The following is a 22,756-nucleotide window of genomic DNA, read 5'->3' on the forward strand; positions in this document are numbered from 1 at the left end:
GCGTCTGGCCATTGAACGTCCGAAAGTGGGCGCATTGCTGACTAGCAATTGGGGGCCGGAAGCCGAATGTCGGCTTTCGGGACGGCTATCCCGACAATGCCTACATCGGCATTCCCCCGCAAACCATCGTCCCATACAGAGTCCCGGCGGGAGTCGCTCCAAGCGCTTTCGGCAACAAATGCGGTCGCGCCATCATCTTGACCCGCTCACTGTAAGAATTTTCCACATCGAAAGCGGCGATCTTCGACCGCGAAAGATGTTAATCGAGGCACTTCCGATATATCTAAATGGGAATGGGAATGGGAATGGGAAGGAAGCTGAACCCGACTGAGAATGCCGCTGATGAACTGCGATTGGGCATAACTCCCTCGCAATTCATGCGGCAACTCCGACCGGAATATTACTCGGACACCAGCGACCGCTCGTCATATGTGCTTGATGGCCCGACGCTTAGCTTCCAACTCGATACGATCACAGATCGCAATCAGACTCAGGACTTTGAACTCTTCTGCCGCAAGCTATGCGAGCGTGTTATCTGTCCAAACCTGCGGCCACAGACAGGTCCAGAAGGTGGCGGAGACAGCAAGGTCGATAGCGAGACCTATCCGGTCAGTGACCAGATCAGTCAGACCTACATCGGTGATTTAAGGGCCGCGCGCGAGCGCTGGGCGTTTGCGTTCAGTGCCAAGAAGACGTGGGCCGAAAAGGTGCGCAAAGATGTGCAGGGCATAATCGGCACTGGCCGAAAGTACGATCGCATCGTCTGTGTTACCAGCCGACCAGCTCGGTCGAAGGCGCGCGCGCAGCTGGAAGACGAATTGCTAGCGGCGCATGGAATCCCAGTCACAATCCACGATAGGTCTTGGATCACCAAGGAGATTATTGACGGTGACCGAAAAGACATCGCGTACAATTATCTTGGGGTCGGACAGGAAAACACAGACAGGCTGCGGCTAGGTCCGACGGACTACTCGAGAACTCAACAGCTCGCGGATTCCGAAGCCGCGCTTTCAGACCCCGAGGCTTTTGCTGGGCTGGAAATTCAGCGGGCATCGGAGGCACTGATCGCCGCGAAACTGTCACGCGGACTGGAGCAACCGCGGACAGAGATAGACGGACAGTTTCTCCGTGCCATCCGGTTTGCAAAAGACGGGGGCACCTTCAGACAGCAGCTCGAAGCTCGGTATGAATACCTTTGGACTGCTATCTGGTGGTTTGACGATCTCTCGCTTGCCAACGACTCCTATGACGACTTTGCGGCCCTTGCGCTGAAATCCGACTCTGCAAAGAATCTCGAATTCCCCTGCAATCTAATGCAAGCGTTCACGAGTGCCGTCATTAACGGCCACCTGACGCGGGAAGAGGTCAAATTCGACGAGAGAACGAGCACTCTCGTCGCAGCGCTTGAAGAAATGTCGGCAAATCGGGATCGTCCGAACAACCGCGTTGAAGCGCGCATCTCCGTTCTGATGCTCAAAATGAACATTGAGCTGATGGATCAAAATCCCTCCGCGCTTGCCGATATATGGAAGTCGTTTTCCGAGGTTCTCGTCGACGCGCGGGGTTTGGGCGAGTTTGATGCCGAACGTTTCATCAAGCTAGTCGATGTCACAGGCATGGTTGCTGGCACTGACCCTTCGTACGGCCAGTTGGTTGAAGACCTGGCTGCATTCGTGTCCGAACGCAAGAGCGAAGGCGAAGGCGCTCTCATTCTCCTGTCTCGCGCACGACGTCTGGATCCATCCAAACACTTTGAAATCATTCGGATGGTCGGCAAGGCCGTAGTTCAACTTACCAAGCGAGAGTACGTCGACAGCTTGATCGAAGGTCTTCATCTCCTGACGATCGCCTATCGAAGTGCGGGCTTGCTGTGGGCGGCTCGCGCCAGTTGTATCTTCGTAGCTTCGTCTCTTGCGATAGAGGGCGAGCAAGAAAGCGAGCTTCCCATCACCTTCATTCCTACGATGAACGTGTTCGCATGGATCGCACTGGAACTCAGGTGCATTCCAGATTTTCTAAACGCCATTCTTATGTTGAAGGGCGCGCTACGGGCGATGCCACTTGCGGATGACTCAAAAGAGAAACTCTACAATGAAATCCGTGAACTGGAGTATGCGTTCGCCTGCCAAATTCTGAATTTGGACGATCGGCAATTGGCTAGACTCAACGTACTTCCGGACGCGTTGGAAGGATTGGGGCTTATGATGGCGAGGACAGCTTTGCTAGACTCGCTGGGACATCGCGACCTATTACGCACTGACGCCAGCCTTCCTCCCGAAGAGCCCGACGAAGGTGTCGACCGGATGTTGTCGATCTTGATGAGTCAGCCGGTTGCGCGATCAATCGCTGGCCCTCTGATCCTAAACGACGATTCATCAGAAGTCATATCGACCTCCATCATGGGCATGCGCATCGAAGTCGAGACTCTCGGCAGCGAAACGAGTTCGCTGATTGCCCAGACGCTTGTCGGGTCGCTGGAGGCATTCTTTGCAACTGCACTTGATGCTGACCTCGTACCACATACCGAGAGATTGGATATCTCCCTCCAGTTTGTTGAGAACGCAAACCTCCCTGCCTTTACGATCGACCCTTCGACGATGAAGGGCAAACTTCTGTGGCCGTATCAGTTTTCGCTGACAAGTTTCGACAGCCAGCGCGCGGTTCAGGACCTTCTTGTGGATGTCGCGTCACGAATTCTCGCTGTGGCGTTCTTAATCCGGAGGCCAAAGGAATTCGTCGAGCAGCTATTCGTTGGCGAAGCCGTGATGAACCGTGCAACGATGATAGCTATAAGTCCGAATAGTTATCATCGTGTACTTAGTGAATACATCGGATCGCTAAAGAGCTGGGACAGAGAAGGTCATCAAACGTATCAGGTCCGCAAAAGACCTCAGCTTACACGTATCGAGTTTCCTGACGATGACCCGCCGGAGCCGCTAGATGAAAAGGAGCATGGGAAAACTGGCGGCGCACCGCAGCGTCCGGAAATCAAAGATCACCGCAAGTTGGGGATCAAATCCATTATAGATGTACACTCCTGGGATGCCGCCGGGTGGAGAGGAGCGGCCTATGCGGAATTCGATCCGAGCGTTCCGCCTGCCATGGCTTTGATGTTCGAAGACCGCGAGGCTGCGAGGAGCATTTTTGCACGCTGGATTGAACGTGTTGGTGACGAGGACAAAGATGAATTGGTGCGGATTTCGATCATCAGGAACCTGCCTGGGCAGCCACCACCGCACTACACGGTTATGATTACGGCAAAATCCGAAAAGCAGGACTTCCAACTTCAGGACACCGTGATCCTAGCGGCCCGCATGATGACAATGCAGCCGAACAACGATGTGAACCTAGAGCGATTTCTGAAATCGTTCGGACGGCTCCAGGCATACTTTCTAATGCCCGCTATCTTAGCCGGGTCCGGTCCGCCTGACATGCTGAAGGATCTTCGCATTCTAAAGCGAGAGCTTGTTGTGAGGAACGCCCACGAAGTCGGCGAACATGACGTGGATCGAATTGCATTGAGCGCTCACCTCGCACCTCCGCGCAGAGATAAGGGCTAGATATTTAGGAAAGGCGTTGGGCATTCGATTAGCCTCACTCTCGTTGTCCAGGCTGCGTACATGGCGGCTGCAGGCTTTCAGGCGGACTAGGATTAACGGCAGCTTTCAGGAATTTGCCGGGGCTGTCTGAACGACTGAAATAGGGCGCATCGCTGAACGACAGCTTTGGGCCGGAAGCTGCCTGACCGCTTTCGGGAAACGTAAGACCAAAGCGGTCATAATTCATCGTCGGTGCCCCGCCAGCCTCTACAGCAATGATCGTTCGAGCGACGCTCTGCGCGGGTCCGGCGCCCATGTGGGCGAAGACTGCGTGTCCCACGGCCGCAAGCGATCGATGGCCTGTGGCTGATGCATGAGCGCCTGATCCAAGCTAATAGTGCGCGCATGCGCTTTCTCGCGAACGGCCCGTCAATCCCAGATGATCTTCTGATCGCGCGCGATTCAGGCGACGTCATTTTCTTCTGCGGCGCTGGCGTCTCTCGCCACCGCGCCGGCCTGCCCGATTTCCTCAAGCTCGGCGGCGACGTGATCAATCTTCTTGGCGCCGGCGAGAAGAGCCTCGCTCGCAAACTGTTCCGTCGGATCAAGGAGCTCGAGCCGATCGAGGGCGTTGGCGGCCTCATCGCCACGGATCGCATCTTCAGCCTGCTCGAGCGCGAATTCGAACAACACGATGTCCATACCGCGGTGGCGCGCGCCATCAAGCCGGCCGACGATGCAGACCTGATCGCGCACAAGATCCTCGTTGAACTTTCGCGGGGCCGAGACGGCACAGTCCGGCTGGTCACAACCAACTTCGACCTTCTGTTCGAGGCCGGTGCTCCCGGAATCGCCTGCTCCGGACCGCCTTTGCTGCCTGATCCCCGGAGCGCCGGCTTCAACGGGATAATTCACCTCCATGGTCGAGTAAATAGCGACTATTCAGGTCCCGGCGATGACGAGTTTATCGTCTCCAGCGCCGACTTCGGCCGAGCCTATCTGTCGGACGGCTGGGCGACGCGCTTTATGCAATCGCTTATGGCGCGCTTCCAGATCGTGTTTATAGGCTACGGCGCAGACGATCCGCCGATTCAGTATCTGCTTGAGGCGCTGAACCTGAACGCCGGCAATCGCAGCCGCCTGTTCGCATTCCAGCCTGGCAGCAACGCCGACGATGCAGCGCTGTGGGAACATCGCGGCGTGCGAGCGATCCCATTCGACAACAGCCGGGGTTTCGATCCGTTATGGGATAGCCTTGCGGCTTGGGCTGAACGGGCCCGCGATGTCGATGGCTGGTACGCCAAGCTACTTGACACCGCATCCGCTGGACCAGCCGCGCTCGATCCGCATGTGCGCGGGCAAGTCGCGCATGTGCTATCGACGCGGGAGGGCGCTCGGCGAGTTAGCGTCGCCGAAAAACCGCTCCAAGCGTCGTGGTTGCTGGCACTCGACCCGCGTCAGCGTTTCGAGGTGCCGGGTCCACTCAATCCCTATGGCGAATCCAGCGAGCGAATCGATCCCTATGAGAGCTTAGCGCTCGACTTCGACACTCCGCCGCAGCCTTTGGAAGACGAAAATTATCTCCGTGAACGCGTGATCCCCGAAGGCTCCTGGAACGCTTTTGAGCCGACGCGTTATGACCAGGAAGATGCGCAGGAGACGAGCTTTGGCGATTTCTGCGGCGACCGGGCGAACCTGACCGGGCCACTTTGCACGCGCCTCGGCCATCTTGGGGTCTGGTTCCAGCGTGTCGCACATCAGCCAATCGCGTTGTGGTGGGCTGCGGCACGCGGCCCTCTCCATCCGCGCATCATTGATATGATCGAAGCTTGGCTTCGCCAGGACCCGAGCCGCTGGCCGGATGACATGCGCGGCGGATGGCGATTTCTGATCGCTAGCTGGTCCGACCGCCGTGAGGAGCCAAACCGAGGCTATTACGAACTCAGCAACCGGGTCAGGCTCGAGGGCTGGTCGGAATCGCGCGTGCGCGACTATACGAATCTGTTTCGGCCACGGCTCAAGGTAGATCGGAAATTCGGCGCGCCGCATCCGCTATCGTGGACCGAAACCGCCCGTCCCAATCCTCTCGTTTCCTACGACATCGAGTATCCGCATCCGCATGCGTTGCTGAACCTGCCGGATAAGCACCTACCGTACGCCGTCACGCGTTTTCGCGAAAATCTCGACCTCGCCCGCTCGCTGGAAACCGAAATATCCGGCTACGAGTATGTCTACATGGAAACGACGCGGCCCGAGGATGGCGGCGCTCCGATTGCCTATGACAGTTTCGGGCTCACCGGTCCGATTGCGCTTTTCCTCCAATTGATGGACAGGCTCGTCAAAGTCGCGCCCGATCTTGCGCGGACAGAGATTGCAAACTGGCCGACCGACGACCACCATATTTTCGGTCGACTGCGCATTTGGGCAGCGGGAGAGCCGATCGTGACGTCCGCCGAGTCGGCGAATATTCTGCTCGGCTTCCCCGACGAAATCTTCTGGGGTTCGGAGCACCAGCGCGACCTTCTCTATGCGCTCCGCGATCGCTGGGACGACTTCTCGGCCGAGGACAAGGCCCGCGTTGAGTTGCGGCTCCGCACCACCACCTACCCTTGGTCCGATAGCGCGCCAGGCGGCAAGGCACGCAAGGAAGCGCATTACCGCCTCGATCGTTTGCACTGGCTGACAAGCCAGGGCCTCGTGTTCTCGTTCGACGTCGAGTCGGAAATGTCGGCGCTTCGCTCCGTCGCAAAGGACTGGTCCGAACGCTCGGGCGCGGAAGCGGCGGCATCGCACGCACCCGTGGTGCGAAGCATCGACAGAGTGGCTGATCCGCGCGTGCTCGACCAAGTGCCAATCGGCGAAATTCTTGAACGCGCACGCCAGGCCGGCCAATCCGACTTCTTCGATTTCGTCGAGCATCGGCCTTTCGACGGTCTTGCCGAGGAGAAGCCCGCGCGTGCGCTGGCCGCCCTCCGCGATGCAGCACGCAAGGGTGACGTCCCGGTCTCCTTTTGGTCCACCTTCCTCCACGCCGAAAAACGCAAGACGGATCCTGCGCGCCTCGTTCGAGCGATAGGCGGGCGGCTCGCGTCCTTGCCGCCCGTCGCGCTCAGTAGCATCGCGTATCCAGTTGCCGAGTGGCTGCAGCGGCTGGACGAGCGTCTATTCGGCGAACTCGCGCCGGTACTTGATAGGCTTTGGGACCCGTTAATTGCCGCACTTCCGCTGCGCGACGATGATCGCAAGCACCGCGTCGACAGCAGTTGGGCGAACGATGCGTTGAACGCACCAGTCGGTAAGCTTTCCAGCCTGCTCATGAATGACCCCGCAAGCAAGGGTCGCGAGCTCGGTCAAGGCTTTCCGGAGGCATGGACGAATAGGCACGAGCAACTGCTCGCACTGCCCGGTGACATGCGACGCCATGCCTTGGTCATGCTGGGATTTCAAATAACCTGGCTGTTCGCGATCGCACCCGAGTGGACCACGGCCCATTTGCTGCCTGTGATAAACGAGGAAGGCGACGACGGCGACGCGCTGTGGGACGGGATATTGTGGGCGGCGCGGGCGCCGAGCCGGGCTCTTTACGAGCACCTGAAGCCGGGGCTTCTCTCCCGAGCCATGTCGCCGATGCGTCGTCGGGCCGAGGCAAACGTCATCGGCGGGTTCCTACTGATCGGGTGGGGCGGCAACCCCGATGCTGATCCACCCGAGCAGTTGGTCTCAAGCGCCGAGCTACGCCAGATCCTTGTCGAATGCGACGACGACCTGCGTGGCCAGATCTTGTGGCATCTCGAACATTGGTCGGAGGATCTCGAAGGCAAGTGGCGACCGCGCCAAGTCCCATTCCTTACAGATGTCTGGCCGAACCACCGTGCGGTGCGAACGCCTGAGATGTCGGCCCGCCTCGTCGACCTTGCCTTAGCGAGCGGAGACCTGTTCCCTCAAGTCGTGCAAGCAATCCTGCCGCGTTTGGTCCCGGTGCGCGGCGGCATGCTCCGTGGTTTCATGCTCCGCTCCGAGGCCGGGAATCATCCGGCGCTGATCTATCCCGTCGCCGTCCTCGACGTTCTTTGGGCAACCCTAGCTGAAGACGCGACGCTGTGGCCGTTTAAGATCGAAGAGGTTTTGGACGTGCTCGCGAATGCGCCTGAAACCCAAGGCGACCCACGCCTGTCAGAGCTCCGTCGGCGGCGGGTTGGATAACGCAGCGGCACTCAGTTCTCGAAATCGCCAGCGCGGCGTATGGCCTCAACGTCACTTGGCTGCGCTCAGTCTAACGTCTGCTCCGAGTTCACGCAGTTTGGAACTGAACGGCGAGATTAGGCGCAAAGCCGAACGGCGCTTATACAGCCGTGTTCGGCTTTTTAATCCGAGTCCCGTGCTAGCTCAACGAATGCTCTGTGGGCCAGGGATGGACCTCATTGATGCAGAGTTCGTCCGGAAGACGGCATCCATTCCGTCAGAACGCTGATCAACCGCCCTGCCTCAATACCTAGCGCACGTCACGCTCCACTACAGAGCCCAGAGAAATTTCTTCGAGCAGTGGGGCGGCAAACTTGCCTCATTCAAAATCATCGGTCCATTCGCATCGATTAAAGGCGGTTCCCCCTCTTTTTGAGGCGCCAGCGAAAAGCGCGCCATTCGGCAGCCGATACGCCGATACACTGTGCGTGGCGATCTTAAGACGCAGGAAGCACGGGTACGATCTCGCCGGTGGTCATGTAAACGATCGAGCCGAAGGGCGCCGAGCTCGCTCGAAGGTAGCCCAGCAACTGCTGGACATGCTTAGCGCGGTGCAAGCTTGTGTCGCAATCGCTCTTCCAGTCCAGAACTTCAAGCACTTTGCCGCCATCGACCGCGATTGCATCAACGCGGCCGGCCAGAAGAGTGCCAGGCGCCATCTCGCTCCAGATAGACAGTTCGGGCACAAGCACGGGCAAAAGACGCTGCACATACGGCAGCCGGTAAGTCTGCAACGCGGTCGCTGCGAGTTCGCCTGGGTCTGGCAGAGGTCCCTCCGCGGGGTCGATGGCAAGAAGCTCATTGAGGAGACGTACAGCGCGTGCGACAACATCACCCTGCGGTGAGAGTTCGCCCGTCAGTAGTTCCTCCATAAGCTTGTGAAGAACCAGCCCCCGAGTCCTACCGGCGCCAATGGGCTCGATGTATTCGAACGCGCCACTCGGTTCGACCGCCACGGACGGTGTTAGGATTTCAGCACGATCCGCATCGTGGCCACTGGGATTGACCCAGCGCAGTGGTGGTGAGGCTGCCTGAACGATCGCGGTTTGCCGTGCGAACGCTTTTGCGTCCTGAGGTAGTGCCGCTGCATCGAGATCGTGGGTCGCGCGTGGCTCGAGCTGGTTGAACTGCAATTCCTCAAGCAGGTCGAATCGCAGGTTGAGAAGTTTAGACCATGCGCCTGGTTCGGCCGACGAAAGATTGGGAACGACCAGCAGGTCACGGGCGCGTGTGGAAGCGACATACCACATGCGTTGATGTTCCAGGGCCTGACGCTGCGCTTGCTCCTCGCGAGCACGCTTGAGGGCAGAGGAACATACGCCGCCGATGATCCAATGCAACGTGTTGTCGGATTGACGATGGACGAAGCGCTCGGAGGGTCTTGCGCGCGTGCCCATATTGATGGGGATCACCACCGGCCACTCGAGGCCTTTGGCGCTGTGAATGGTCACGATCTCGACCGCGTCCTTCGACGCGTCGATACGGCCCTCCTGTCGCGAGGCTCGCCGGTCCCAATCGAACTGGAGATGACGGACAAAAGACCGCAGCCCCCGGACGTCAAATGGCCGCGCCAGTTCAACGATGCGGTCAAGATTGGCAAGCGAGCGCGCGGCCCGGTTGTTGCCGCTGCGCGCAGACAGTGCGACACGCAGCTGAAGCTGCTCTATGGCCCCGGCCAACAAAATGCGCGGCGTCGTGATGTTCACCCGCGCTCGGAGTTTTTGCAGGGCCTCTAGGATGGGGCGGGCGATGTGATGGGACACCAGAGCCGGCGGTGTCGTGATGTCAAAAAGGCCAGTCGGTGACGCATCCGGTCCGACCTGATGCACTTCTTGGGCGATGTCGAGCAACTCTTCATCGGTTAGACCCACCATGGGCCCACGCATGAAGGCGCCGAAGGCAAGCCTGTCGCGCGAATCCGCCAGCAAACGCAGCAGCGCCAGAACGTCCTGCGTCTCCTGCTGGAGCAACAGCGTCTTGCCGGCCTGCGACGCGACGGCAAGCCCGAGCGCCTCGAATGCCCGTTCGTAGCGCCAGAGGTCAGTGCCGGTTGGAGCGAGCAGGGCAATGTCGCCCGCTTCAAGGAGGCGGCGCCTGCCATCGTGCTCGTCTTCGATCTCGATTGCGCCAACGAGTTTGGAACATATCCGCGCAACGACGGCCGCCTCATCGTCGCGCTGTTCAGACATGCTCGCCTTTCGACCGTCGCCAATGGTCACGTGGGACGCGGAAGGCAGGCCATGGAAGGCGCCCTCGCGTGTGGCGGTGAGTGCGCCATAGCTTGGCTGACCGCTGGCATCAAGAACCGGTTGGAACACGGCGTTCACGTAGTCAATGATGCCTGGCTGGCAGCGGAAGTTGGCCCCGATATGGACGATGCGGTCGTCCCCAGGCGTGCAATCGTCCGCTTCGCCTGATTGTAGCTGTCGATATCGGCGCCACGAAAGGCATAGATGGATTGCTTGGGATCGCCGACCACAAACAGCACCCCGTCGCGTAGGTCTGCATCCTGCCAGCGATCGGGCATCGCGCGCGCCGCGATCGAAAACAGGATGCTGGCCTGGATGGGGTCGGTGTCCTGAAATTCATCGACCAGAATATGGGCAAAGCGTCGACCAACAGCCTCGCGCACGACATCATTCTTGGTCACAAGGGCATGGGCGCGCTGCAGAAGGTCGTCGAAATCGAGGACTGCCGCGTCGCCCTTGCGCTCAACATAGAGGTCGGTCACGGGGTCGAGGGCACGTGACATCCTATCGACCATGGCATCGCCGATCTGGCCGAGAAGCTCTGCAAACTGCGTCTCACAATTTTGGCAATGCGTCTCGGCCTGCCGGTTGAGTTCTGGTCCTTCGTCCTTACCGTAGGCCGATTTCCAATAGCCGAGATTGCGCTGCTTCTTAAAAGCCAACTCGTTCCATTTCATCGAGGCAGTGCGCGGCGGGTCGGCAAGTTCCCACAACCGAGCAAAGCTCGGCGGCGTCTCAAAGCAATTCTGGTAGAATGCGGCGAGGATTTCGAACTCACCAACCAGGGTTCCGGTGCGGCTCTCCTTGGGATAGTCCGCTTGCCAGCGTCGGAACGCTCGGACGCTCTCGACAAAATCGATATCCTTGCGCAACGAGAAGTCGACCGAAACCGTGCCGGCCCCTGGGTGTTCAAGCTTGAGCTTGGCAAGGTCGACGCTGTCCTTGATGACCTTCAAGGGTTCGAACTTGGAAAGGGTCGCGACCGGATCCTCGCCTTCTCTGGTTTGCAGGGATAGACGGTCGAACAGCCATTTAGAGATGACGCTCTCGAACATCGCATCGGCGGCAAGCCCATCCATCATTCGCGATCCGGGGTCGAGTCCCGTTTCGACGGCATAGGCCATGATAATCTGCTGGCAGAACGCGTGAATCGTGCACGCGGTTATCTCGTCGAAGGCATCGATTGCCGACCTGAGGACAGCCTTCCTTTGGTTGAGCAGATCAACAGTTACAGCGCCGCGCAAAACCTTCGGGATTTGTCCTGCCAGCAGCTGGGTTGTGTATTCGCGAATGCGCAGCGACAACTCGCTGGCGGCCAGTTCGGTGAACGTAATCGCGGCGATGCTGCGGGGCGGCGCACCGTACAACATCAGCATGACGACACGGCCGGCAATCAACGACGTCTTGCCGGTGCCTGCGGCCGCTTCGACCAGCAATGTCTTGTCGAGTTCCGTGAGAACGCGACTGCGCTCGAGGGCATCGCTCAGCATCACCGCTCCCTCCAAAGGGGCGCGAGCTTGTGTTGCGCGGCGTTGAGACCTTCATCCTTGCGCCGCTGATAGCGGTCGAGCGCCGCGGGCAGCGCGATCCTGAGTTGGTTGTAGCCCGCGAACGCGTCTGGTCCCGCATAGGCGATCCCAGCTTTGAGTCCTTCGACCGCGATATCGATGAAGCGCAACAGCATCTCTTCCGCTTGCTCGAGCACGTCCCCTTCAAGACGCGCCGGAGGCTCAATGCTGTCGAGATAGACTAGGCGGGATATGATCGTGCTTGCCTCGGGGATAAGCTGTTTGATCGCGACGGCGTAGAGTGCGCGCTGGACTTCCGCTCCGCCGCCGACGATGACGTCGCGCACATCGCGCGGCGTCTTGCCGGTCTTGTAGTCGGACATCCGGACGCCACGGCGGTCGGGCTTCACGTCAACGCGGTCAATGCGGCCCTTCAAGAGGATGCCGAAACGGCCGATCAGGACCTCTTGGTCTTCGCGCCAGGGATCGGAACGCTTTGCCTGCGATTCTGGCGTGCCGAACGGCACCTCACTGAAGCTGCGCGTACCAGGACCGAAGCGGTCATCGACCGTCAGTCCGCGGTGGGCCCGTCGTCTTGCCTCTTCGATCGTATCCAGCCAGAGCAATCGCGGCGGCACTGCCCGGGTCAGCGGCCAATGCTCCCCGATGCTGTTGGCGGCTGCCTCAAGCGCGCTATCGATTTCTGCTGGCGTTGCGCTGACAAGGCTGGGCATGCGCTCGACGGCGTAGCGCAGCAATTCATGCACGAGCTCACCGAAGGTCATCGCGTCAAGCTGCAGCGGCTGAACCGCCAGCTCAGGCGCGGTCATCCCCAACACTCTTAGCCACACATATCCCAAGGGATCACGCAACAGCCGCCGCAGCGACGTCGCGGATTGCGGCAAGCTCAGAGCGCGCAGAACAGCCGGATGGTTCTTCCTGAACCCGCCGTCATGTGGCGTTGTCTCAAGCCTGCGCGTCCAGTTGGTCCAGCAGGAAATGACGCTCTGTATGCGCGGCAAAGCGAGCGCATCCTCGGCGCGAGCCAGCAGGCGATCACCCTCGCTGAAGGCATGGTCCGGCGTCCTCGTCCGGGAAAGGGGACGCTCGGCAACCTGACGCTGCAGCAACCCACTCTTGGCGAGGAACGCGCCTTCGGCCGATCGCCTGCTGCGCGACAGCGTCACCTTCGAAGCCTGGTGACCGGTCAGAATCTCGAAGGCCAACCGATCCCGCTCAAGCCGAGGCAGGTCCACCAACTCGCGTGCGTTGAGCACATGGTCGGGTAGGAGCGGATCCGCGTTGTCGCCACGCGGCCAGCTTCTGCTCGAAAGCCCGAGCAGACGCATGTGCTTGCGTGGCGCGCCGACCAGATCCGACGCCCGTGCCCAGACCACATTGTTGGCAGGGTCTCTGTCGTCGGCGATGCGCAACGAGGTCAGGGTCATCTCCATTGCCGCCGCCGGCGCCAAACGAAGGGCCTCCTGCCAGAGCCCAAGGCTGCTGCCGCTCAGAAGCAACTTTCCAAGTTTGACCGCTGCTTTGGGGCCGTCCACAAGGTCATAAAGCACCGGCATGACGACCGTTGCGATCGGGGAACCATCGGTCCGGGAGAGTGTCTCCAGACTTCGCGCCCAATGCCCCGGCTCAAAAAGGCCCGCCTCGGTGGGAATGCCTTTCATCCAGTCAGGGGGAAGCGCCTCCGCCAGGTAAGGCGAGAGCAAGGACAGACGGCGAATGCGATCCTGCGACAGGCCGTTGATCATAGTATCGGCGAGCGCGGCGCATGTCTGGCCGGCACGGGTGCTCAGAGCAGAAACGCCGCCGGCGAAATGGATCGGGAGACCAGCGTCAGCCGCCAGGACCAGCATGTGGTCATCCCACACGCTCAAGTCAGTACTTGCGATCGCGATGTCGCAGGCTTGTGTTACGCCATCGCTCAACAGCGCGCGGGTCCAGCGAAGCGCTTCAACCACCTCCGCGCGTGGGTCGGCGCAAACCTCACAGGTCAGATGCTCGGGGGGTGCAAGGCGGCTCCGAGAACCGTACCGGGAAACCACTTCCGGTCGCGTGTGCCCGGCGCGTCCCATGTGAGTTCGACGAGCGAGGCGAGGGCTTCGATGAGAGGCCGCCAGAGCGGATCAACGGAAACAAGCCGGTGAAGATGAAGAGGTCCGACGACAACGCGCGCATGAGCGATGCGCTCCAACGCTCGATCGCGGAGATCCCGGGGCAATAGTATGCCGGTTGGAAGATGCTCACGCAGATAGGCTTCGATGCGACCAAGGTCGCTCAGCCGCGCGCTCGGGTAGGGCGGGATGTCGAAGGGAATGTCAGCTGCCCACACACGCTCTAGGCTCGAAAGGACAGCGCGCGCCATGCCGGGCCTTGCCTTGACCTTTTCGATCTCTGCAAAAGTAACCTCCGCAAGTGCTCGAGCAACGATTGGCACAAGGGTTGCGTGATCAGCTGGTCGACTAAAGCCGCCTGCGAGGCGAGCCGCAAGCAGCGGAACTGTGGTGACGTCGAGACCATGGTCGCCGGCTTGCGCCGCAACGACTCGCTGCATACGAAAGGCTAAGTTGCCCTCAACGACGACGGTATGGCGTTTCATGGTGAAAAGGACATCTGTTGCTACTTCGTCATCGCGGTCAAATTTACCATCCCCTCGTGGATTCAGGCCTCATGGATGTTCGATGCCAAAATCCGGGGAACCAATGGACATTCCTGGATGTGCAAAACCAGACATGAAGTCCTAGGAGTACCTCGGTCCATTCATCCGGATGCCGTTTGGCGCCACCACATCCGAAAATTTCGGAAGCACCCATCCTAGCGGGACGTCTCTGGAAGCACCATTTCCACGCGGGCATTTGCCCCCAACTTCCGCAACGAAAGGTCAAGTCCATGTCCACATCGGCTCGTCCTTTATTCACGCCGAGGGAAACATATTCCGTAAAGTCAGCTTTCAACCAAAGCTAGTATGTTTCCGCTAAGGTTCCCAAACGTTCCCTCTCAAACAGTCCGACAAAAATCGGCACCAGGGAAACATCAGCGACACACCCAAAATCAGAAAGGCAAGTTCACTAGACGCAGCCATCGCTCTCGCACGACCACAACCTGCGAACAACTATCGAAACAAGCCCACAGAGCTTCCTGCAACCAAGCACGCCAAGCGACCTGGCTTCTTCAGAACCCAAGCCCCTCAAGGGCAAATATGTATTCGGCCGTGAGACGCGTCTTACCTGACGACTGACTCAGCGACGCGTCGCCGTGCGAAAAGCTGACAAATCCAGAAGGTAGGGGCGAGCGAAGTTGAGCTATCGCCTCCTCGCAAGCACCGGAAAGATGGTTGGGTGCGGATACCGCGACAAGTCTGTCGTGGTTGTAGGGTTCCACGACCTGACTTTGAAAACTCCGCCCTCAAAAACCTGGCATGCCCATCCTGCACGAAGTCCCTTAACTAGATTGGGCAGCGCTGTGTCTGATCCGGCGCACTCGCGCTGAGGGCGCAGAATTCGGCTAGGTCACCTATGTCAGGACGAGGGGGAGAATGTTTGATTTAACATCACGAGCCGAAACAAAAACAGAACTTTTTTCATTCACCCCGGCAAGATTATGCTATACTGGTGTCATCCCACAGAAGAGACCCAAAACCCGCCCGGCTATCACCGGGTGGGTTACATAGCTTTGGGGTCGCAAACGCGACCGCGTCTTTTCAAATGGGCGATGGAATACAGGACCATCCTCAGAGTGCCCAAAGCCACAAATGGTATATCGGTCATCGGCCTTCGCGGAGATACCTTGACCCGGTTGAATCCAGTTCTCTTCCGAGACGAATTTCGCCTTAACAGGCTGCTGCAAAAGTCGCATTTGGCTTTGTTTTATGATTCACTTTCGTCTGACAACGGGAGTGATTTGCGATGCGGGGTCGTAGTGAAGGACCGGGAAGCCTTTTCAGCTATGTTCCGTTAGAGAAGCGCATCCCGTTGGATCATCCTCTGCGGGCGATCCGGCAGTTGTGCGATGAAGTGCTTGGTCGTCTGGATGGTCGCTTCGAGGCGCTCTATTCGGGCATGGGCCGGCCGTCGATCCCACCGGAGATGTTGCTGCGGGCGACACTGCTGCAAGCGTTCTTCTCGGTTCGTTCGGAACGGCAACTGATGGAGCAGATTGATTACAATCTGCTGTTCCGCTGGTTCGTTGGCCTGCCGCTTGACGCGCCGGCGTGGCATGCGACGGTTTTCACCCACAATCGCGACCGGCTGCTTGAAGCCGATGTGGCGCGAGAGTTTTTGGGTGAACTGATGGGCCTCAAGCGGGTGAGCAAGCTTCTGTCGAGCGAGCATTTTTCGGTGGACGGCACGCTGATCGATGCCTGGGCTTCGATGAAGAGCTTCCGCCCGAAGGATGGTTCGGGCGATCCGCCAGGGCCAGGGCGCAATGGCGAGCGCAACTTCCGCAAGGAGAAGCGCTCGAATCAGACACATGCCTCCACGACCGATCCCGACGCCCGGCTCTACCGCAAGGCGGACGGCCATCCGAGCCGCCTGTGCTTCATGGGCCATGTGCTGATGGAGAACCGCAACGGGCTGGCGGTCGATGCAACGTTGACGCACGCCACCGGCAAGGCCGAGCGGGAAGCCACGCTTGTCATGCTCGACCGGCGGCAAGGCAAACATCGCATCACGCTGGGCGCCGACAAGGCCTATGACGTCATGGATTTCGTTGGCGACCTGCGCCAGCGCCAAGTCACTCCGCACATCGCCATACAAGGCACGGTCTCAAGCGCGGGCACGGTGCGCAAGACCGCTATCGACGGGCGCACCACGCGCCATGCCGGCTATGTGATCAGCCAGCGCATCCGCAAACGCATCGAGGAGATATTCGGCTGGGTGAAGAAGCCGGGCGGATTGGCCAAAACCAAATTGCGAGGGCAGCCAAGAGTGGAGGCCGTCTTCACCTTTGCGGTCATCGCCTACAATCTGGTTCGCATCCCAAAGCTCCTGAAAGGGCAGATCGCATAACCGTCAGCAGAAAGGACCGCAACTCGCGCAGCAAGCTCAGCTGTAACCCGCCGCGAAAATCGCGCAGACAACAGAAAACTTCCGTCAAAAATATCGAGATCAGCAACGATCAGACTTTTGCAGCAGCCTGTTAAAAGATTCAGGCTCCGTCGAAAGCCCCACAGGATGGGGAAGGGACGGCCTGATGCTTCCGGCCTGTTGAGTATGTGCTCGCCGGAAGTGTGGCACCGCGAGGTGCCGACCGTTAGGGCTCCGAGAGGAGCCGGGATACGGCTTTACGGATGGTCCAGCTAACCGCCATCCGGCGTCTGATAAACGCCTAGTAGCTCCAAACTCTCTTTAGACGCATGTTTCTAAGAGTTCCCTCCTGTCAGAGAGCGGCGAAGGGCTTCAGCTCTTCGTTCTTATTCAGCTTTCTGACAGGGGGGATAGCTCTATTCCGCATGTGTCTATGTCTTGTGCGACGAACTGATCAGGACGACAAAGACGGGCAGACAAAAAGACCGCGCGGAGCGCGGGCGAGCGAAGCGAGCAAGCTTGGTGTCGGGTGTCGACCTGGTGAAGCTCACCGACGTAGCTCTCGACGTCGTGGCCCTGACAATGTCGAAGGGGCTGCGGCAGGCTGTCGCACCGTGCGATAGCCGGCGACCCGATTGCTATAACTCACATCATCATCGTCCGGCGCACCGGGCTTTTTTATAGAGCCGCATGTAAGCAACTGGAGACTAACTATAATTGGCCCTCCCCGATCCGAATGACCCCGAATTGACGAGGCGGGAGGAGATTACCCAGCGCTCGCACACGCGGGCGTCTGGCCAGATGCGATCGCAGAGGGTCACGCTGACAAGATGGCCTCTGGCGCTCCGGCAGGCGTCGCGGCGCTGATCGACGCCATCCGTCTGGCCGGCCGGGATAGAATTCGACAACGTTCCGTTAGAATCTAATTGACACGAGCGTTAGGTTTTGATACTAACGTTTTGAAATCAGGAGCAACGAAAGTGGCACTATCAAACGCCGAACGGCAACGACGGCATTACGAGCGTCGAAAGGCAGCCGCCAGAGCCAAGAGTGAAGCCGCGGAAATGACACGTCCCTTTTTGACGCAGCCGTTCTTTGCCTTCTTGGATTTCGATTCAAACTGGGACGACGCCAAGATTGCTTTGGGCATGGCTGGCATCGAACCCCCTGAATTTGATGATGACAGAGGTCCTGAATTTCCGTCCGACTTGGAGGGCCTGGAACTGCCAACGCACCTGACCGACTCGATCGGCCGTGCGGAACTGACTGTCGAGTGCCTGTTGGAGGCTGCCACGACATTGGCCGGTATCATCAATCGCTACAAGCGGAAGGAGTTGAACGACACTCTGCTCGAACTCGAGCAGATAGAGCCTCATAGGCCGCAGGCTGACACCGACATGTTCCGGATAAAAAAAATCCTTGATCGGCTCGACAAGCAGGTTCGCTGGACGCTGCCGGAATGGAAAGTGAAAGGAGGTTAGGCAGATGTCGGACATCTACCAAAAGTGTGCGGCATGACCAGGCGCCAACCTGGCCATGCCTTGATTGAAATTCCAGACGGTCAAATCCTTCCTTCCAATGCCCGAAGGGCAGAAAGTTATTACCATGTTTTCCGAGAATTCACCAGCCGACGCGCTCAGCGCGGGCGTGCGAAACGCTGCTTCCGAACGATTTGAAGAACTAAAAACCTGTATACATGAAGTCGGACACGCCTTTAGCGCAATTAAATTGCGCATCCCTGTTGATTGGGTTTCTATCGATCCATTCTTCATAAAGCAAAGAGTTTCTGATTGGAAAGGCAGCTTCGGTATTGGCGCATGCGCCATCTCGGCTGAACGTATTGCGCCGGTTCTGGAGCGCGGGCGCCTTCTTTCAAAAGAGGACAAGAAAGATGTTGTTGAGTATGGCATCACTCTGATGGCCGGACCGTTCGCTGAAGAGATGTACCAGCCGTCCAGCTATAATATTCAAACATCTGAGGAGGATTTCGAACAGCTTAGCCACGCCTTGTGCATGTTGGAACCCAGAACTTTTGAGCGAAACAGGATCTGGCGAGTCATTTTTAAGTCTACCACGAGTCTCGTAGAGGAAATTGGCAGGCGATATGCGCGGTTGCAGAATTGTTGAAAGAAAAACGAACGATTCTGGACGAAGAGCTTCACACACTAATTGCCGCGGAAGGGGAGCATGAATGACCTACAATATCGCCGCAGCAGGGCAGCACGCTCCCCGCCATCTCCGTGTTGCTTTTGACGAGGCCGTCGAGCGCTTTTCGAAACTTCAAGATGATGCGAATTTTGATACGGTATGGACATTGGTTGGATTAATCCACTGCTTGTCAGGCATGCTCTGGAATTGCACCGACGTGATGCCAGATCAGCTTCGATCCAACGTTACAATCATGGCCCAGGTTGGTGACGAACCGATTCACACTTACGCACAGGGAGCCCGTCTCGTGCGCGATCAACTATCGCGAAGGAAGCCGAGGCTTCGAATCAAAGCACTGTTGGAGGAGGTTCATTAATGTTCGCTGTAGGCCTAATACATCCCTTTCACCTGATCTCCGGCGGGGGTACGACCGCAAGGAAGCTGCATCCTATGTTGGTGTCAGTCCTACGCATTTTGACAAACTCGTGCGCATCGGGAAAATGCCGAAACCGGTCGTCCTTCTCGGTCGAAAAGTATGGGACCGCCGGGCGCTGGATCGCGTTTTAGATTTGCAGTTAGGCTCCGACCCCTCTTTTCGATCAGATTTGACACTCGCGGACGATCTTGACGCCGAATTGGCAGCCTTTGGGGCTAAGCATGGTCACGCTTGAGCTAAAAGGATTACACAGGGTCAAGGCCAAAGGTCGTATCTACTGGTACGCCTGGAGAGGAGGCCCACGGCTTCAGGGAAGTCCCGGATCACCCGAGTTCTTTGCCTCCTACAACGAGGCTATCGCCAATCGCCAATTCTCGGACAGTGGCCGGTTTCGTTCATTGGTGGCACATTACAAAGCGAGTGCAGACTACAAAAAACTTGCTGACTCGACGCGGCGCAATTGGGGTCCTTGGCTGGACCGCATCGCCGATCATTTTGGGGAACTGCGTATCGCTCAGTTTGATCGGCCTGAAAAGATAAGACCGATAATACGCCAATGGCGAGCAACGTTTGCCGAGAAACCGAGGGCGGCCGACTACGGAATGCAGGTGCTGTCGCGCCTGCTCTCGTACGCGGTTGACCCGCTCGGTAGGATTGGCTCGAACCCTTGTGAAGGTATCAAGCACCTTTACAGCTCTTCGCGGTCTGAAATTGTATGGACCGAGGGGATATCGCCCGCATCCGGGAGCACGCCTCAATCGAAGTGCAACATGCCATTGACTTGGCAGCATGCACCGGCCTGCGTGCTGGCGATCTTGTGAGATTGTCATGGTCGCATGTCGGGGACGACGCGATCGTCGTGACGACGGGGAAGAGCAGCCACCGGCGCGAGGCTATAATTCCGCTCTATCAAGAATTGCGAGAAGTGTTGGCACGTATACCCCGCGTCTCGCCTGTGATCCTTACATCAAGCAAGGGACGTCCTTGGAATAAGGACGGCCTCGGCGGTTCTTTCATACAAGCGAAAAAGGCGGCCTGGCCTGAGGGCTGTAATCTGCACTTCCATGATCTTCGCGGCACAGCAGCAACCAAGTTCTATGTTAACGGACTGACGGAGCGCGAAATTGCTGAGATCATGGCATGGGAAGAGGATAACGTTTCGCGCATCATCCGCCGCTACGTAGGTCGGTCAGCGGCAATTAAGGATCGGATCCGAAGGCTGGATGAGGTTCAAAGCAGATCATAGGGGCGCGCGGTCTGAGCCTGACCAGATACCAGAGGTCCGCGCTGTTCTCGACCAGTTGCCGATAGCGCGAGCGACAGTTTTGTCCTGATGTTGGTCGTTCGTTTCCGTATTTTTCGGATCTTTTCCCACCGGCTGTGGGACTAAGGCAGTAACCAATAGGGGAAGGCGGAATCTACGTGCCGGGCTAGAAGCCGGAATGCTTCAGGGAGCCCGCTCGCCGGCGTTTCGACTTTGACTGCCCGCGCTCCCTTTCGATAAACAGCTGCCGTTCTCGAACTCTGTAAGTCGTCCGACGAGCCTGCCGCGAGCCGGAATGCATAACGATTGCGGAATGTGGCTGTTAAAATAGACGCCCTTGGCAAAGGCAGATCTGAACGCGGCAAACGCCTCAGCAGGTACGTCCAAAATTCGTAATGCTTCCCGCTCGCTACAAACCAGACCGAGAGAACCCTGGTGTTCGGGTCATAGTCGAACTTGCGTATCGCGGTCGACGGCATGGTATGCCATCCAAAAACTCAGCTAGCCGGGGTGGATCGCCAGCTACAGGCTGAAACTGTATTCGAATATGTGGCCGCGCTTTTCGTCGGCAACCCTGATCCAGATGGCTCGCTGGTGCGCAGAGTGACGTCGCGCTCTGTCGCTTCCCGCGCCGCCCTGATCGGCGTTGTCGCGTGGACGATGTGAGTAGCCGTCACGGTATCACCCTCCATTTCTTCAACGTGATATTTCGGCACAGCTTTGCTCCTGCTATCCTCTGATGCTCGGCGCCGGCGGCTTCTGCCTGTTCTCGCGCAGCCGCTTGAAGCGCAGAAAGGCTTCGTCCGCATAGTCGCAGTCCGCGCGAGATCGTCCATTGGTGTGCAGGATTACTTCCGCCGTTTCCCTTCGACAGGCCATGCTTTTCCATGAAGAATTCGAGTTCGTAGGGGCGTAGGCCCGATGCCGGATCGCTGCTCGTCTTTTCGTGAGGCTTTGCCCACTTCACTGGTCTAACTCCAACGGCTCGTGATCCGGTTGCTCGTGCCACATCAGCGACCCAGGAACATCCTCGCTCCGACGTTGTTCGGTCACACCGGCCCGTTCTTCATCGGTGGTCCGCGCCGGTGACCAAGATGCGTCCCTCACTCATCATGGTCGGCCCGCGCTCGGAAGCAGGCGCGGGCCATCCCATCACAAAGCCCGCTGGCCTGACGCGCTCGGATCTGATGCGTTCCTGGCGGGAGTGAGCACTCTCACTCCGTACGGAGGCGAGTTCCTCCCGGAGATGATGCATGTATGCCCGCTCTTCCGCCAGACATGAGCGGAGCGACCGTGCCATTTCGATACAAACGGATGATTCCAAAGCGTAATTGCTGTTCATCGTCACGCCAAACTCGCTCTGAGTCTGATTGTTCCATGGCAGCTGAGGCTTGCGGTGACCGTCTCTGTAGGCTGCCGGCGCCGCTAGGGCAGCGGGCGCCTTTTGAATTGACAAGAGGCGGGCTGATTGACAACCTTTTGGATGTAATGCGCTTTGCCCAAATTCACACTAGAGAGGACTGCTGTGAAAAAAGAATACACGAAGCCAGTACTGACCAAACGGGGGCGTCTCAGCGCGGTGACGGCGGGAGGGTCGCCTAGTGTTGTTGTCTTGCCGCCTGAGCCGCTCTAACACAACGAGCGCCCTGCACCAGAAGTCTGCTGGCTCCGGTCAGCGGGCCGCCGTGCCTAACCGCCGCCCTCTTCCGTCAATCCTGGTTCGTGTGGATGTCGGAGGGGTATCGGCCTACAGGATTTTGGTCACCATATTATCCAACCGGGAGTTCTCGCGGTAGGCCAAGCGCACCACAACGGCACCTATGACGCCGGTGATGGCACCGCCAATGACGTCGGTAAGGTAGTGGGTGCCAATGTAAACTCTCGACCAGCAAACCAGAAATGCCAGAACGGCAAATGCTGCAGTTCGGCGTGGCAGAGCTTGCATCGCGAAGGCCGCAACGATCGCTATGGTGGCGGTTGCGTGGTCGGACGGGAACGACCAATCGGCGCTAGGCGCAATCAACAGGTGCGTCACGCCGGCGTCGTAGGGCGGATGCGATGTACGAACAAAAGAATGAACTGGTTGATCGCCAGACCGAGCAAGAACGCCAGACCGGCCGACAGGGCCGCGTGACGGACGTGGTAGCGGCCGACTTTGGCCCACCATTGCAGAACCACGGCCAGCACCATCAGCGGAACGCCGATCTGTGAGACGCCGATCATTGCCCTATCAAGAACCGGGTGAAGCCCGGCTGCCGCGTTGATCCAGTGGGTGAGAGTTGCATCCATTCTTGCTTGCTTCCGTTGCTGTCGATCGCGAGGGTGGAA

General features: G+C 58.5%; 13 protein-coding genes and 1 pseudogene. 8 read left to right on the top strand and 6 right to left on the bottom strand.

Annotated elements, in window-relative coordinates:
• Positions 1 to 305 precede the first annotated feature (305 nt).
• Both NLY44_RS26665 and NLY44_RS26670 read left to right on the top strand, forming a co-directional pair.
• The gene (locus tag NLY44_RS26665) at positions 306 to 3,560 is read left to right on the top strand and encodes a hypothetical protein (RefSeq protein ID WP_050588933.1); all 3,255 of its coding nucleotides are present in this window, start codon (positions 306 to 308) and stop codon (positions 3,558 to 3,560) included.
• A gap of 348 nt (positions 3,561 to 3,908) precedes the next feature.
• Positions 3,909 to 7,742, top strand: a complete 3,834-nt coding sequence (locus NLY44_RS26670; RefSeq protein WP_084013052.1) for an SIR2 family protein — start codon at positions 3,909 to 3,911, stop codon at positions 7,740 to 7,742.
• A 476-nt stretch (positions 7,743 to 8,218) separates the two neighbouring features.
• On the opposite strand, the gene NLY44_RS26675 is transcribed toward NLY44_RS26670, so the two are convergent.
• The 4 genes from NLY44_RS26675 to NLY44_RS26690 are packed head-to-tail and all read right to left on the bottom strand — an operon-like array spanning position 8,219 to position 14,152.
• On the bottom strand, positions 8,219 to 10,108 hold the full coding sequence (locus NLY44_RS26675; RefSeq protein ID WP_286455843.1) for a 3'-5' exonuclease: 1,890 nt from the start codon (positions 10,106 to 10,108) through the stop codon (positions 8,219 to 8,221).
• A complete protein-coding gene (locus tag NLY44_RS26680; RefSeq protein WP_286455844.1) occupies positions 10,105 to 11,520 on the bottom strand; it encodes a UvrD-helicase domain-containing protein in 1,416 nt (471 codons plus the stop codon). The genes NLY44_RS26675 and NLY44_RS26680 overlap by 4 nt, the downstream gene beginning before the upstream one ends.
• The gene (locus NLY44_RS26685; protein WP_286455849.1) at positions 11,520 to 13,514 is read right to left on the bottom strand and encodes a PD-(D/E)XK nuclease family protein; all 1,995 of its coding nucleotides are present in this window, start codon (positions 13,512 to 13,514) and stop codon (positions 11,520 to 11,522) included. Before NLY44_RS26685 ends, NLY44_RS26680 begins: the two co-directional genes overlap by 1 nt.
• 32 nt (positions 13,515 to 13,546) lie before the next feature.
• Positions 13,547 to 14,152: a hypothetical protein gene (locus NLY44_RS26690; RefSeq protein ID WP_286455855.1), complete on the bottom strand. Its 606-nt coding sequence runs from the start codon at positions 14,150 to 14,152 to the stop codon at positions 13,547 to 13,549.
• 1,306 nt (positions 14,153 to 15,458) lie between these two features.
• Here NLY44_RS26690 and NLY44_RS26695 point away from each other — a divergent pair.
• From NLY44_RS26695 to NLY44_RS26730, 6 genes and pseudogenes are all read left to right on the top strand, one after another.
• Positions 15,459 to 16,562 carry an IS5 family transposase gene (locus NLY44_RS26695; protein WP_286455856.1) on the top strand — a complete coding sequence of 368 codons (1,104 nt, stop codon included), beginning with the start codon at positions 15,459 to 15,461 and terminating at the stop codon, positions 16,560 to 16,562.
• Between the two features lie 998 nt (positions 16,563 to 17,560).
• Positions 17,561 to 18,061 carry a hypothetical protein gene (locus NLY44_RS26700; RefSeq protein WP_156941092.1) on the top strand — a complete coding sequence of 167 codons (501 nt, stop codon included), beginning with the start codon at positions 17,561 to 17,563 and terminating at the stop codon, positions 18,059 to 18,061.
• Positions 18,062 to 18,125: 64 nt separating this feature from the next.
• Positions 18,126 to 18,707, top strand: coding sequence for a zinc metalloprotease (locus NLY44_RS26705; RefSeq protein ID WP_286455864.1), 582 nt, complete (start codon positions 18,126 to 18,128; stop codon positions 18,705 to 18,707).
• 64 nt (positions 18,708 to 18,771) lie between these two features.
• Positions 18,772 to 19,104: a hypothetical protein gene (locus NLY44_RS26710; RefSeq protein ID WP_023807109.1), complete on the top strand. Its 333-nt coding sequence runs from the start codon at positions 18,772 to 18,774 to the stop codon at positions 19,102 to 19,104.
• A 281-nt stretch (positions 19,105 to 19,385) separates the two neighbouring features.
• Positions 19,386 to 20,410, top strand: a pseudogene (locus tag NLY44_RS33025) (tyrosine-type recombinase/integrase).
• Between the two features lie 474 nt (positions 20,411 to 20,884).
• The gene (locus tag NLY44_RS26730; RefSeq protein WP_286457916.1) at positions 20,885 to 21,094 is read left to right on the top strand and encodes a hypothetical protein; all 210 of its coding nucleotides are present in this window, start codon (positions 20,885 to 20,887) and stop codon (positions 21,092 to 21,094) included.
• Between the two features lie 1,081 nt (positions 21,095 to 22,175).
• On the opposite strand, the gene NLY44_RS33030 is transcribed toward NLY44_RS26730, so the two are convergent.
• Together NLY44_RS33030 and NLY44_RS33035 are read right to left on the bottom strand one after the other, a co-directional pair.
• Positions 22,176 to 22,463 carry a phosphatase PAP2 family protein gene (locus NLY44_RS33030; protein ID WP_353654446.1) on the bottom strand — a complete coding sequence of 96 codons (288 nt, stop codon included), beginning with the start codon at positions 22,461 to 22,463 and terminating at the stop codon, positions 22,176 to 22,178.
• On the bottom strand, positions 22,460 to 22,717 hold the full coding sequence (locus NLY44_RS33035) for a phosphatase PAP2 family protein (protein WP_353654447.1): 258 nt from the start codon (positions 22,715 to 22,717) through the stop codon (positions 22,460 to 22,462). Before NLY44_RS33035 ends, NLY44_RS33030 begins: the two co-directional genes overlap by 4 nt.
• Positions 22,718 to 22,756: the final 39 nt, after the last annotated feature.

The sequence above is a fragment of the Mesorhizobium sp. C089B genome, assembly GCF_030323125.1.
Lineage (GTDB): Bacteria > Pseudomonadota > Alphaproteobacteria > Rhizobiales > Rhizobiaceae > Mesorhizobium.

Coding starts and splice junctions, on each gene's coding strand:
- NLY44_RS26710 (WP_023807109.1), top strand. CDS start 18,772: ATGACCTACAATATCGCCGCAGCAGGGCAGCACGCTCCCCGCCATCTC.
- NLY44_RS33035 (WP_353654447.1), bottom strand. CDS start 22,717: ATGGATGCAACTCTCACCCACTGGATCAACGCGGCAGCCGGGCTTCAC.
- NLY44_RS26670 (WP_084013052.1), top strand. CDS start 3,909: ATGCATGAGCGCCTGATCCAAGCTAATAGTGCGCGCATGCGCTTTCTC.
- NLY44_RS26690 (WP_286455855.1), bottom strand. CDS start 14,152: ATGAAACGCCATACCGTCGTCGTTGAGGGCAACTTAGCCTTTCGTATG.
- NLY44_RS26665 (WP_050588933.1), top strand. CDS start 306: ATGGGAAGGAAGCTGAACCCGACTGAGAATGCCGCTGATGAACTGCGA.
- NLY44_RS26680 (WP_286455844.1), bottom strand. CDS start 11,520: ATGCTGAGCGATGCCCTCGAGCGCAGTCGCGTTCTCACGGAACTCGAC.
- NLY44_RS26695 (WP_286455856.1), top strand. CDS start 15,459: ATGCGGGGTCGTAGTGAAGGACCGGGAAGCCTTTTCAGCTATGTTCCG.